Origin of the sequence: Xenorhabdus kozodoii, assembly GCF_002632875.1 — a bacterium.
Classification (GTDB): Bacteria; Pseudomonadota; Gammaproteobacteria; order Enterobacterales; family Enterobacteriaceae; genus Xenorhabdus; species Xenorhabdus kozodoii.
This window is the reverse complement of the sequence record NZ_NJCX01000002.1, coordinates 208,121-220,879: the sequence shown is the minus strand read 5'-3', so window position 1 is coordinate 220,879 and position 12,759 is coordinate 208,121. Positions and strand designations below refer to the sequence as shown.

At 40.0% G+C, this 12,759-nt stretch carries 12 protein-coding genes and 1 pseudogene; 10 read left to right on the top strand and 3 right to left on the bottom strand.

Going from position 1 to position 12,759, the window contains the following annotated elements; genetic code table 11:
- Together Xkoz_RS02540 and Xkoz_RS02535 are read left to right on the top strand one after the other, a co-directional pair.
- A pseudogene (locus tag Xkoz_RS02540) lies at window positions 1-94 on the top strand (IS5/IS1182 family transposase); the annotation flags it as partial.
- A gap of 851 nt (window positions 95-945) precedes the next feature.
- A complete protein-coding gene (locus Xkoz_RS02535) occupies window positions 946-1,449 on the top strand; it encodes a GNAT family N-acetyltransferase (RefSeq protein ID WP_099140601.1) in 504 nt (167 codons plus the stop codon).
- 91 nt (window positions 1,450-1,540) lie between these two features.
- On the opposite strand, the gene rraB is transcribed toward Xkoz_RS02535, so the two are convergent.
- Entirely contained in the window at window positions 1,541-1,960 is a 420-nt protein-coding gene (gene rraB / locus Xkoz_RS02530) for a ribonuclease E inhibitor RraB (protein WP_099140600.1), read from the bottom strand.
- A 221-nt stretch (window positions 1,961-2,181) separates the two neighbouring features.
- Between rraB and argF the strand changes: the two genes are divergently transcribed.
- From argF to Xkoz_RS02510, 4 genes are all read left to right on the top strand, one after another.
- On the top strand, window positions 2,182-3,198 hold the full coding sequence (gene argF / locus Xkoz_RS02525; RefSeq protein ID WP_099140599.1) for an ornithine carbamoyltransferase: 1,017 nt from the start codon (window positions 2,182-2,184) through the stop codon (window positions 3,196-3,198).
- 474 nt (window positions 3,199-3,672) lie between these two features.
- Window positions 3,673-4,818: a trans-sulfuration enzyme family protein gene (locus Xkoz_RS02520; protein WP_099140598.1), complete on the top strand. Its 1,146-nt coding sequence runs from the start codon at window positions 3,673-3,675 to the stop codon at window positions 4,816-4,818.
- Between the two features lie 43 nt (window positions 4,819-4,861).
- Window positions 4,862-6,286, top strand: coding sequence for a Na+/H+ antiporter NhaC family protein (locus Xkoz_RS02515; RefSeq protein WP_099140597.1), 1,425 nt, complete (start codon window positions 4,862-4,864; stop codon window positions 6,284-6,286).
- Window positions 6,287-6,308: 22 nt separating this feature from the next.
- Window positions 6,309-7,304 (top strand): D-cysteine desulfhydrase, encoded by a 996-nt coding sequence (locus tag Xkoz_RS02510; protein WP_099140596.1) that lies wholly within the window; start codon window positions 6,309-6,311, stop codon window positions 7,302-7,304.
- 165 nt (window positions 7,305-7,469) lie between these two features.
- Here the strand turns inward: Xkoz_RS02510 and Xkoz_RS02505 are convergent, their stop codons facing one another.
- A complete protein-coding gene (locus Xkoz_RS02505; protein WP_099140595.1) occupies window positions 7,470-8,093 on the bottom strand; it encodes a LysE family translocator in 624 nt (207 codons plus the stop codon).
- A gap of 342 nt (window positions 8,094-8,435) precedes the next feature.
- On the opposite strand from Xkoz_RS02505, the gene rnz reads away from it, so the two are divergent.
- From rnz to pyrB, 4 genes are all read left to right on the top strand, one after another.
- Entirely contained in the window at window positions 8,436-9,353 is a 918-nt protein-coding gene (gene rnz / locus Xkoz_RS02500; RefSeq protein ID WP_099140594.1) for a ribonuclease Z, read from the top strand.
- Between the two features lie 68 nt (window positions 9,354-9,421).
- Entirely contained in the window at window positions 9,422-9,850 is a 429-nt protein-coding gene (locus tag Xkoz_RS02495; RefSeq protein ID WP_099140593.1) for a carboxymuconolactone decarboxylase family protein, read from the top strand.
- Window positions 9,851-9,968: 118 nt separating this feature from the next.
- Window positions 9,969-10,091, top strand: coding sequence for a hypothetical protein (locus Xkoz_RS23680; RefSeq protein WP_279627384.1), 123 nt, complete (start codon window positions 9,969-9,971; stop codon window positions 10,089-10,091).
- Between the two features lie 58 nt (window positions 10,092-10,149).
- Window positions 10,150-11,091, top strand: coding sequence for an aspartate carbamoyltransferase (gene pyrB, locus Xkoz_RS02485; RefSeq protein ID WP_099140591.1), 942 nt, complete (start codon window positions 10,150-10,152; stop codon window positions 11,089-11,091).
- Between the two features lie 260 nt (window positions 11,092-11,351).
- On the opposite strand, the gene Xkoz_RS02480 is transcribed toward pyrB, so the two are convergent.
- The gene (locus tag Xkoz_RS02480) at window positions 11,352-12,131 is read right to left on the bottom strand and encodes a PI-PLC domain-containing protein (protein WP_099140590.1); all 780 of its coding nucleotides are present in this window, start codon (window positions 12,129-12,131) and stop codon (window positions 11,352-11,354) included.
- Window positions 12,132-12,759: the final 628 nt, after the last annotated feature.

Sequence of the window (12,759 nt, the reverse complement as noted above, 5' to 3'; positions counted from 1 at the left end):
TCTGATCCGTTGGGAAAAACGGGTTGAAAATTATGAAGCCATGCTTCATTTGGCTTGTAGTTTCATTGTCTGGAATATAATCCTATTGGGATAGGCTCTTAGTATTATTATTTTCATATTCTTTGTCATGATGAGGCGCATGGAATCTTGGCGTTGTAATAAAATAAGATAATTTTTTTTCAAATTTAAGCGGGATTTTAATCCTTGAATGATGAAAAATAGCAATAATAAAGCTAATAATAGAGTGCAAAAAAAATAGCTTCTGTCGATATTCCTAAAACAAAAATTATTATAGAATTAAAACAAGCAAAAACAAACAAAAACAAACAAAAACAAACAAAAACAAACAAACAAACAAACAAACAAAAACCATAACACAAGAAAATAATCAATCATCATATTCAATTTATGAAAAAATATAATAAAATTAGATAAAGAGAATGTATTACATTAATGATAAACGGAATATAAACAAAGGTGATATTTATTATTATCATAAATTATTATTATAAAAATAAATCATTAAAAATATTATATACCAATCTAACTTCAAGATGCGTGTGATTTCTCCCCGCGAAGCGGGGAGAAATCAGGTTTCATATCGTGTTGTAAATTGCAACTTGAAGTTTAATGCGTATATATCAGTCCAACGCCAAGTTGCAGCTTGCAAACCAAACTGAATGTTTATATCTCTCCGAGCAGCAGGGAGAGATAAGACGCATCTTGAAAGGCGACTGATATAGGGACATATCTTATTAACTATTTTTCCATGATGTTATAAATCAGAAAAATTAAAGTCAAAACGCGTTGATGAAAACACCTTTCTTGATAAATGGTATAAATCCATCACTCCATAGTTATCTGATGACTGAGTGATTAACTTAATATCTTTCATGCTGTATTATTTCCCTCCCTATCAATAAAAAATATAAAGAGAAAATCATAATGGCAACAAAAACAACCCACAACTACGTTATTCGTCCCATCACCCAACAAGACAATGCAGGCATTGCCGCTGTGATCCGTCAGGTATCTGCCGAGCATGGCTTAACCGCCGACAAAGGTTTTGCCGTTGCTGATCCCATTCTGGATACCCTGTACGAAGTTTACAGCCAGCCACGCAGTGCTTATTGGGTTGTTGAAATGGATGGCGAAGTCGTTGGCGGTGGTGGTGTTGCCCCGTTGGTGGGTGGTGATGGGGATACCTGCGAATTACAGAAAATGTACCTTTCATCAGTACTACGGGGAAAAGGTATTGCTAAGCAAATCGTGAAGCAATCCCTCAAATTTGGCACAGAACAAGGCTTTAAATGCTGCTATCTGGAAACAACTAAAGAATTGAAAGCCGCCATTGCTTTGTATGAAAAATTGGGCTTTAGCTATCTTGATAAGCCACTTGGCAATACAGGCCACAGTGACTGTGAAGTCAGGATGATCAAGGCGCTATAACACCAATCATCTTCAAGCAAAGATAATGTCAGTGAATTAGCCCCACGATTTAAGTGGGGCCTTTGGCTTTAGCAACAATCTTCACAAAACCTTAATGGAGTTTAGGCTCGTCATCTTCAGGGGGAAAGAGATCACCGTCTTCTTCTTCAGGCGCATTGGGATCTTCAAAATACGTTCCCCAACCATCGTAATTGACACCAATCTTTTCAGCCAGATCCATCAGTTGCGCAACCTGTACGTTGATCAACTCAGCTTCCAGACGACTTTCGCTGATCACATCACAACACAGCAAAACAACACCATCTTCTGTTTCCAGCTCTTCGGCATCCGTGACTTCATAACCCAACTTAAAAGCCTCAAGGGCTGCCTTCTCTAGTTGGTCGAAGTTTTCCGCCGAAAAATGGTGTTCAATAATATAAAGTGCGTCAGGATCACTGCCATCTTCCAATAGTTCTTCGATGATCAAGCGAGTTTCTTCACACTGTTCTTCTAAAGCATGTGGGTCTGCCATGCCAATCCCCTCCATCAGTTGGCTGTCTTGTTTTGCATTCTCCCATCTTTTCTGGACAAAGGATATATCTATCCAATTTTGTTCAAAAAGAAATGCACAGCATAACCGACTGATCTATAACCTTTACTCTTATAAATGCTGAATACGGGACTTGTAATTGAATTTTTTATCGATGTATAGTGAATATAAATTCAATATTTGTCTAATGGAGACAATGCATAATGAACCCGTTTTTCAAGCGCTCTTTCCTAAGATTACTTGATGTTAGTCCTACAGAAATTGATATTCTTTTAACTTTATCTCATGCATTAAAAGCGAATAAAAAATCAGGCTCGGAATCACCTTTACTCACGGGGAAAAATATTGCCTTGATCTTCGAAAAAGACTCCACCCGTACACGTTGTGCCTTTGAAGTTGCAGCGCATGATCAAGGTGCCAATATTACCTATTTAGGCTCTAATGGCAGCCAGATCGGGCACAAAGAATCTATTAAGGATACCGCGCGGGTACTTGGGCGTTTGTATGATGGTATCCAATATCGCGGGCAGGGTCAGCAAATTGTCGAAACGCTCGCGCAATATGCAGATGTTCCGGTTTGGAATGGGCTAACTGATGAATTCCATCCAACCCAGCTTTTAGCTGATTTACTGACAATGCAAGAGCACTGCCCAAGATCGCTATCTGAAATCAAATTTGCCTATTTAGGTGATGCCCGCAATAACATGGGCAATACCCTGCTGGAAGCAGCCGCATTAACAGGTATGGATCTTCGTTTGGTCGCGCCAAGAGCGTGCTGGCCAGACGAAAATTTAGTTGCAGAATGCCAAAAACGGGCAGAGAAAACGGGCGGCCAGATCACGTTGACAGAAGATCTTGCGCAAGGTGTCAAAGGGGTCGATTTTCTGTATACCGATGTTTGGGTATCAATGGGAGAACCAAAATCGGTCTGGCAAGAACGCATTGCATTACTGAAACCCTATCAGGTCAATATGGAAGTGGTGAAACTCACGGAAAATTCAGACGTTAAATTCTTGCATTGCCTGCCTGCTTTCCACGATGAAGAAACGACTCTCGGTAAGCAACTGGCAGAGGAATTCAATTTATATGGTGGCCTGGAAGTCACGAATGAAGTGTTTGAATCAAAACACAGCATTGTATTTGATCAGGCTGAAAACCGAATGCATACCATTAAGGCCGTGATGGTGGCAACATTGGTGGAAGATCTTGTGTTGTCATAGTTGATCCCTATTTTCTGCCGCTCACATGCGGCAAAAAATGGCAAATATCTCCAACTTATTAAACGTAATGGTAAAACAAGAACGCACGCAATCGCCCTATATTTATCTCAATGAATATCACGAACAAAAAGAATTTTAATTCTGGCACAACTTTTACACATTTTTCAGGCTGAATACAGCACAAAATTTAATCTCTTCTTGGTAGGACTGCAAACGTTAACACCTTCTAAATCAGAAAATAACGCTATCACTACGCACAAATTTCCAATATATTGATAATCATCACATTAAACTATACCAACCTAACCATTTGATTAATATGTAAAATTATCATTTTTAGGAAAATTTTTCTCTAACTTAAAAATTTTTAGTCACTTTTTAGAAAAAATTTTTTATCTCCCTATGCCATATTCTTCTTTGATAGTGCAATATTTCCCCTAATACTTTGATAACTTATTTATAGGACTACAAAAAATGATGAAAAATCTCGCTACCACATTAATCCACGGTGGAAAACAGCAAGACAAAGAAAACCATGCTATTTTTCCACCCATTACAACCGCCAGTACTTTTGTACAGAATAATTTGTCTGAACAGGGGGAATACTGTTATTCCCGGTGCAGTAATCCAACACGTTATGCCTATGAAACCTTGTTAGCTGAAATAGAAAATGGGATTTACGCAACGGCAACCGCCTCTGGTGTAGCAGCCGCTGCTTTAGTCTTAAACTTGTTACCTAAAGAATCTCATATTATTGCCATGAAAGGCGTGTATGGTGGCACGTTTCGTTTATTTGAACGAGTCGCTATCGAAAATAATGGTCATCAATTTGACTATGTCGATTTAAATAATCTGACTGAAGTTGAAACCAAAATAAAAGATAATACTCGATTAATCTGGATAGAAAGCCCAACGAATCCATTATTAGAATTGGTGGATATCAAACGTATTTGTGCATTCGCGAAAAATCATAATATCTTAACTTGTGTTGACAATACATTTGCAACTGCATGGAATCAAAAACCACTCGAATTAGGGGCAGATCTTGTGATGTTATCAACAAGTAAATATATTGGTGGTCATTCGGATCTGATTGGCGGAGCCGTTATTACACATCGGAATGATTTAGCCGATAGGCTGGATTTCTTAAAAACAACTATCGGTGCCATTGCCTCCCCCTTTGATTCCTATTTAGCACTACGTGGTTTAAAGACATTAGCATTACGCATGTCAGCACAATGCGCCAATGCACTTGAAATAGCCAAATTCCTTCAATCTCATCCCAAAATTGAACACGTCTATTATCCTGGTTTACCCACTCACCCACACTATGCCATTTGTCAGGAGCAAATGCGGGCAGGGGGTGCTGTCGTCACGATTAAATTAAGCGGCGATTTGACGGATACAAAAAGATTTTTAAGCAAATTACGCTATTTTGTTTTGGCGGAATCTCTCGGTGGTGTAGAAAGTATGGTCAATCATTCTGCAACAATGTCGCACGGTTCAATGACCAAAGAGGAGCGTGAAGAGATTGGCATTTATGATACGGTATTACGTTTATCAGTCGGGATTGAAGATATTCGCGATTTGTTAGCTGACCTTGAGCACGCATTAGAATAAGTTAAATTAATATGAAAAATAATAAAAATAAGGTAATTAAAAAATGAATGATTACGGTATTTGGACTATAATCACCCCGGTTGTTACAATTATTTTAGCGATATTTACACGCCAGGTTATTCTATCATTATTGCTCGGTATATTAGTTGGTTTTACTGTCATTAATGATCATAATGTTATTTTAGGTATACAAGGCACTATTGAAGGTATTATTAATACCTTTTCCTCTTCAGGTAATACAAAAACCATCATTTTTATGTTAATGATTGGTGGGATAATGCGGCTTGTCGTTGTTACAGGTGGCGTGCGATCTTTAGTCCGTTTACTCACTGACAAAACACAGCTTATTGAAAATAAAAAATCCGTCCAGTTTTTGGCAATGATCATTACCTCATTAATCTTTATTGAAAGCTCAATTAACCAATTAATCGCTGGTGCATCAACCAAGAGATTAGCCAAAAATTATGGTATCCCACCAGAAAAAATGGCTTATATTATTCAAACATCCTGTGTTTCGGTTTGCTCTTCTGCCATGATTAATGGTTGGGGAGCCGCCATGATGGGGGTCATCGGCGTACAAATTTCCAGAGGGCTAATCCATGGTGAGCCATTTGATATTCTGGCTGGCTCTATGGTTTATAATATTATGGCTTGGTTATCACTCGCTTCGGTCTTATTTTATATCTTTTCTAATGTGTCTTGGGGACCCATGAAAAGCGCAGAAATGCGGGTCTTACATGAGCGTATAAATAATGATACTGAAAACCAGCACAGTGAAGATAATGATGATGTTATTGAACATCCCAACTGTCATACTTCATTAAACTTTTTTATTCCTATTTTATCGACAGTATTGATGCTCCCCATTGCACTCTATATCACAGGTAATGGCGATTTTAGTAAGGGGAGTGGTTCAACCTCTATCTATTGGAGTGTTATGTTTGGAACCACAATCTCTTTTTTCTGGTTTTTAATACGCCGTATTTTAACCATAGAAACCTTTTTTAAAGAGCTTTATATTGGTTATGCCAGTATGATAAAAATAAGCTCTGTCATGGTATTAGCATTCTTAATGGGCAACGTGTCTGCTGATTTAAATACCGGTGCTTATATTGCACAAATTACTTCGGGTATTATTCCGGCGGGTTTTTCCATCGGTTTTATTTTTCTGATTAGTTCCATTATGTCATTGGCAACTGGCACGTCATGGGGAACATTCGCCATTATGATCCCGATTGGTGTACAGTTAGGTATTTCAGTGGGTATGCCTCCTGAGTATATGATTGGTGCCGCGATTTCAGGCTCTATTTTTGGTGATATGACTTCGCCAATTTCCAGCGATGCTATCGTTGCATCAATGGCAACAGATTGTGACCATATTGAGCATATTCGAACTCAAATGCCTTATGCGCTGGTTACTGCAAGTTTCGCCCTCATCATCTACTTTTACTTAGGCTTTACTCATTAATTGACAATCCGCTGGGGATAATATGTTTTTAACCGAAAATTTAGCAAAATTTGCTCGTATTGATTTACTAAAAACAGCAACCATGATGGAGAAGTTGGAAAATTTATCCCGCTATTTAGGGCGCGATATTTATATTAAGAGAGATGATTTAACTCCCTTGGCGATGGGTGGGAATAAATTACGTAAATTAGAATACCTTATTGCTGACGCATTACAAAAAAAGGCGAAAGTCATTGTCACCGCTGGCGCAATTCAGTCAAATCATGTACGGCAAACAGCAGCCATTGCGGCAATGTATGGCCTAAAATGTGTCGCTTTATTAGAAAATCCCATCAAAAACTACGATAGCAATTTTCTGAATAATGGCAATAAATTGCTGACGGAATTATTCAATACCCAATGCGTCATGTGTGATGAATTGATCGATCCAAACAGGCAAATGAAGGCGTTGATTGAGCAACTTAATCTCGAAGATGCTTATATTGTTCCCGTCGGGGGTTCCAATGCTCTTGGTTCATTGGGTTACGTGCGTTGCGCATTAGAAATTGCGGAGCAACGCCCGAAAGATGTGGAGTTTGCTGCTGTCATTGTCGCTTCTGGAAGCGCGGGTACACACGCCGGACTGGCTATCGGATTACACGCCGCCTTACCACAAACACCGGTTATTGGTGTGACCGTCTCACGTGTTACCGCCGAACAAGCACCAAAAGTGAGCCAATTGCAGCAAGAAATCAGCGCGTTTTTAGGCCAAACAAGCATCCCTGATGTCCACTTATGGGACAATTATTTTGCCCCCATGTATGGTATGCCCAATAAACAAGGTTCAGAAGCCATTACGCTATTGGCGCAAAAAGAGGGCATTTTATTAGATCCTGTCTATTCTGGAAAAGCGATGGCGGGATTAATTGATAATATACGAAATAACACCCTTGAAAGTCAGAAACCGTTGCTTTTTGTCCATACCGGTGGAGCGCCTGCATTGTTTGCTTATTCAGGGATTAACTCAGTAATAGGTTGATTTATAAACATAAAAAATCAATTGTGCTGAACATTAAAGAATCAGCACAACATTGTGTAAAGACCCGTCAATGTTGCTACCACAGCTTAAGCCTCGGATGATTTTGTCCATAACTGCGCTGATGGTAGCACTCAGTATCCACAAATAAGAGGCGGATATAGCGAATCATCGTCGACTACTCATCACCAATTTAAACGCAAACAGCAAAAACAATCCGCCTGTCGCACGATTCATCCACTTAATGACATTTTCACGGTGTAATAGATGGGAAAGTGGGCGTGTGGCATAAATCAGTAACAATGACCATAATGTGCCAAGCAATACATGGATCACCACTAAACTGAATATCCATAATGTGGGTGAATGTCCCTGAGGAATAAACTGCGGTAGAAACGAAATATAAAACACGCCCATTTTCGGATTCAATACATTGCCCAACATCCCTTTGATAAACCAATTTTGGCCTTTAACAGAAGAAGATGCTTCTCCGCCAAGATCTTTTTTGGGATGCCAGATCATTTGAACACCCAACCAGCATAAATATAATGCGCCACACCATTTTAATATGTTAAACGCCAGCTCTGATACAGCAATCAATGTGCCAAGGCCAAATGCCACCATTACCCCCCAAATAAAACATCCCGTATTAATGCCAAGTGCAGCCTGAAAGGCTTTTTTACCCCCTTCCACCGTCGCAGTTCTCAGAACCAGCGCGGTATCCAGACCCGGAGTCAATGTGAGTAATGTTGCCGCCATAGTAAATGCAAGCAAGGAGTCTATAACTGTCATATTTATTCCCAAATAAAAAGCTACAGGTAAAATGAGCTTACCACTCAATGACACTGATATATCCAACTCATACCGTTTTTGTCAATCAAACTTCTTATTTGTTAAATAAGATTTCAAAATTGTAGGACACTTCCTTACTCCTCGTGCCGCGAGGAGTAAAGGTTATACTGAATTTGCATGTCTCACTATTATGAAAAGCGATTTAATCTAAATTCCATAGTTAATTAAGTGAGTAAAATTAAATCTCACCGTTCTTTGACACATGCTCAATATGGGCATATGTTTGACCTTTTTTATTTGTTCCAAATGATTTTTTAGAATAACAGTCACGAGGACTCCAACATGGAACTGAAATTTTTAGGCACCAGCGCCGGCATTCCCACGAAAGCACGTAATGTCACCAGCCTGATCCTCGACTTACAGGGCATCCGCAACACGCTGTGGATGTTTGATTGCGGTGAGGGAACCCAACACCAGATCCTCCGCTCGTCCATCAAGGTATCCAGACTGGAGAAAATCTTTATCACCCATCTGCATGGTGACCATATCTTTGGTTTACCTGGCCTATTGTGCAGCCGTTCAATGGGCGGTTCTAGCGATCCCCTCACCTTATATGGACCAACGGGTATACGCCAGTTTGTGGAGACCACATTGCAATTGAGCAGCTCTTTCCTGACCTATCCGCTGGAAATTATCGAAGTCCAACCCGGACAACTGTTTGATGATGGTGAACTTAACGTTACGGCTTATGCCTTGAACCATCGTGTGGAATGCTATGGCTATCGGATTGAAGAGCACGATAAAACCGGCGCGCTTGATGCAGAGAAATTAAACCAGGATGGCATTCCCCGTGGCCCATGGATGCAAACCCTAAAACAGGGCGGCACGGTAACACTGGAAGATGGCCGTACAATTTGTGGCAAAGACTACGCAGGCACACCAATCCGTGGCAAATCACTGGCAATTTTCGGGGATACCGAACCCACCCCCGAAGCCCTAAAACTGGCTGCCAATGTTGATGTGATGGTGCATGAAATCACGCTGGAAGATGCGCTTGCCGCGAAAGCCAATGAGCGTGGGCACTCCACCACCAAACAAGCCGCAACCTTGGCACGGGATGCCAAGGTAAAACACTTTATCGCTACACATATTAGCGGACGCTATGGGGTGAAGGATTGCCCACGATTATTGGCGGAATGTCGGGAAATATTTCCAAATACTGATTTGGCCGCCGATTTTGCTACATTTATTGTCAATTGACATCCTCTGAAGAGCGGGGATATAAGGCACGCTGGATAAACCAAAAACAAAACCTCTGAGAGATAAAAATGAATTACGCAAAAGTCTCACCTAAGATTGTTAATCCGTTATATAAAAGTTATGAAGAAATCCATGCCGCTGGACTGGATCAACCGCTTATTCTGTTGGTGGAAACACGGGTATCTCAAATTAATGGTTGTGCCTATTGTTGCCACCTTCATGCCGAAGCCATCCGCAAAGATCATGGTATAGAACAAGTAAAATTGGATAAGCTACCTGCGTGGTTCAATTCCAATATCTATAGCCCAAAAGAAAAACTGGCATTGGAGTGGTGCGAAGCCTTAACGACAAATCTCAGGCAAAGTACGTTGGATAAGATCAAAGAGCGCCTTGATGCTGTTTTTACAGAAAAAGAGATTGTTGACCTGACAACAGCAATTGCCTTAATGAATGCTCTTAACAGAATGGCGGTTAGTTTGGGCGATCGAAACGAATAATCACATTATGATCCAGGCTATTTGGTCTGACCATGAATTAAAACAAAAATTTCTCCCGGCAATCCTTGCGATGAATGCTATCGTGAGTATAATGCGCGACGATTTGCTGGGAGAAAACATGAAAGATTACGTTATAAAAGCGGTGACAAAACATCAGGCTAATGAAACACTGTCTGCTGGCAGCGTAAACGCGTTGTTTTCCCATTACTTAACCAAATATTTGAAAAAGCCCCTCAATTGAGGGGCTTTTTTTTGCCTGCCCAGTCCAAGGCTGGAAGTCATAAAAGAGGAACGCAAACATGGCTAACCCGTTATATCGCAAGCATATCATTTCAATTAATGATCTGAGCCGCGCAGATCTGGAACTGGTATTGCAGACGGCCGCTGCATTGAAAGCCAATCCACAGACTGAGTTACTGAAACACAAGGCGATAGCGAGTTGCTTCTTTGAAGCTTCCACACGCACCCGCCTCTCTTTTGAAACCGCCATTCAGCGACTCGGCGCTTCCGTTGTGGGCTTTGCTGACAGCAGCAATACTTCATTGGGTAAAAAGGGAGAAACGTTGGCCGATACCATTTCCATTATCAGCCAATATGCCGATGCAATCGTGATGCGCCACCCACAAGAAGGCGCGGCACGGCTGGCTTCTGAATTTTCCGGCCCGATCCCTGTGATTAATGCCGGTGATGGCGCAAACCAGCATCCGACCCAGACGTTGCTCGACCTGTTTACCATTCAGGAAACTCAGGGCAGGCTGGAAAACCTGAAAATTGCTATGGTCGGGGATTTAAAATACGGCCGTACCGTCCATTCACTGACACAAGCTCTGGCGAAATTTCATGGCAACCATTTCTGTTTTATCGCGCCAGATGCACTTGCTATGCCAAGCTATATCCTGCATATGCTGGAAGAAAAACAGGTGAGTTACAGCCTCCACAATAACTTTGAAGACGTGCTGCCTGAACTGGATATTCTGTATATGACCCGTGTCCAGAGAGAGCGCCTTGACCCTTCCGAATACGCCAATATCAAATCCCAGTTTGTTCTGCGTGCTGCGGATCTGGTGAATGTTAAAGAAAACCTGAAAGTGCTGCACCCACTGCCGCGTATTGATGAAATCACGGTAGATGTCGATAAAACACCCTATGCTTACTACTTCCAGCAAGCAGGAAATGGCATTTTTGCCCGTCAGGCACTGTTGTCGCTGGTATTGAATGAAGATGTTGTGATAGCCCAATAAGCAGAATAAATAACCATTAATATGATGATTGAAGTCAATACGCCTCAATCATCATATTATTTTCTTCTGATTTCTTAAGTCCATAATATACATTCGTTGTATTAAAGTTATTTATAATTTCGACGATCTATAATGAGTCAAATTTTGCACAGCTTATAATGGTTCATCCGCGGTGTAAATATCACGTTGCAACCCACAACCCATTGAGTATACTCCGAGATTCACTCCCATTGGGCGTTTAATATGGCTTTTAGTATCCGCTACAGAAAATCTCCACGAGTTGCTAATTTTCTCCCTGCTTGCTCAAAAGCTTCTTTCACTTCTTTGAATGCTTCTCGTGAGTCTTCATGATCATAATAATAAGTCACTTTGAAGCCGTAGATAATTCCATCCAGTTTGACCTCATCGACTAATTGTTTAAGTTCAGTTAATTGCCCACGTACATATGTCCATGAAAATACTTTGCCAAAATTATTTGATTCAACACCTTTTTTTAATTCTTTCTTAGTGATATTAAATTCAAAACTCAAATTGAAATACCCATAGTCCATCACCCGTTTTTCTATAGGTATTCGATTTTCGCTGTTCATATATTGAGATAAAACCTTTTCATATGTTCCATTAACAGAAACAACTTCGCTATCATTCAATTCTTTAGTCAGGACACACCAGGCTCGTTTATAAGAAGTTAACCCAAAAAGAACTTTAATTCCGTTAACTTCTAGAATATTTCGAGCTAAATCTCTTAACATTTCTATTGATGCTATATGACTTGGATCTGAGTTATAGTCAGGGTTTTTTATATCTAGCCAGATAAAACAAATTTGCTTATTTTTATCATGCTTAATAATAGAATTAAAAATATCTTCTGCTTTATCACCTGCTGAAGTCGGCAAGCCATCGTGATCAGCCCACCATCCCTTTGACCATGCCGTACAGTCTATCTCAAGGGCATTAGCGCCATGAGCTATAGCAGCCTTTACACTTTCTTCTGTCAGAACCCGGTGGGCAATGACGTAGAATGGTTTATTAGCTTCCATAAGAAGCTCCTTTTATATTAAATAGACTAATGAAAATGAAATTTATTTCATTCAGTATTTTTCGAAAAAATATTTCACAAAAATCACTTACAAGAACGGTTTGTGCAATTTATTTAAATAAATACCAATATTGTTTTAAAACAATCGTGTGAAAACAATCGTGTGAAAACCTCGCATTGAAATTCATTAAAGCAATGAATTATTCAGCTCAATAAATTATAGATTCATACTATCCGACTTCACGTTGCCGCTTGCAAACCCGTGTGAGTGTTTATATCTCCCGCGCAGCGGGGAGATATAAGACGTATCTTGAAAGGCAACGACTATAATTCATTTTTAAATATACTAAGTATGGTTTTATCCGAAGTATTTCACAACCCAAGGCTTAATCTCGTTTATGATTTATTTAAAAAGCCAAATCCACATTAATCTTATTTATGTACTTCTTACGAAATAAAAGTTTAATTACTGATATTTTTATAATTATCCCCATCCAACTTCACGTTACCGATTGCAAACCCATGTGCGTGTTTATATCTCCTGCGCAGTGGGAAGATATAAGACGCATCCTGAAAGGCGACTGCTATATATAAATACGGTTCCCGGATTTTTTCAAATGATTGAATTA

Bases quoted from the DNA above. Each gene is read 5' to 3' on its own strand.
- Xkoz_RS02495 (WP_099140593.1), top strand. From the start codon at position 9,422: ATGAATTACGCAAAAGTCTCACCTAAGATTGTTAATCCGTTATATAAA.
- rraB (WP_099140600.1), bottom strand. From the start codon at position 1,960: ATGGCAGACCCACATGCTTTAGAAGAACAGTGTGAAGAAACTCGCTTG.
- Xkoz_RS23680 (WP_279627384.1), top strand. From the start codon at position 9,969: ATGAAAGATTACGTTATAAAAGCGGTGACAAAACATCAGGCTAATGAA.
- Xkoz_RS02505 (WP_099140595.1), bottom strand. From the start codon at position 8,093: ATGACAGTTATAGACTCCTTGCTTGCATTTACTATGGCGGCAACATTA.
- Xkoz_RS02520 (WP_099140598.1), top strand. From the start codon at position 3,673: ATGATGAAAAATCTCGCTACCACATTAATCCACGGTGGAAAACAGCAA.
- Xkoz_RS02535 (WP_099140601.1), top strand. From the start codon at position 946: ATGGCAACAAAAACAACCCACAACTACGTTATTCGTCCCATCACCCAA.
- pyrB (WP_099140591.1), top strand. From the start codon at position 10,150: ATGGCTAACCCGTTATATCGCAAGCATATCATTTCAATTAATGATCTG.
- argF (WP_099140599.1), top strand. From the start codon at position 2,182: ATGAACCCGTTTTTCAAGCGCTCTTTCCTAAGATTACTTGATGTTAGT.
- Xkoz_RS02510 (WP_099140596.1), top strand. From the start codon at position 6,309: ATGTTTTTAACCGAAAATTTAGCAAAATTTGCTCGTATTGATTTACTA.
- Xkoz_RS02480 (WP_099140590.1), bottom strand. From the start codon at position 12,131: ATGGAAGCTAATAAACCATTCTACGTCATTGCCCACCGGGTTCTGACA.
- Xkoz_RS02515 (WP_099140597.1), top strand. From the start codon at position 4,862: ATGAATGATTACGGTATTTGGACTATAATCACCCCGGTTGTTACAATT.
- rnz (WP_099140594.1), top strand. From the start codon at position 8,436: ATGGAACTGAAATTTTTAGGCACCAGCGCCGGCATTCCCACGAAAGCA.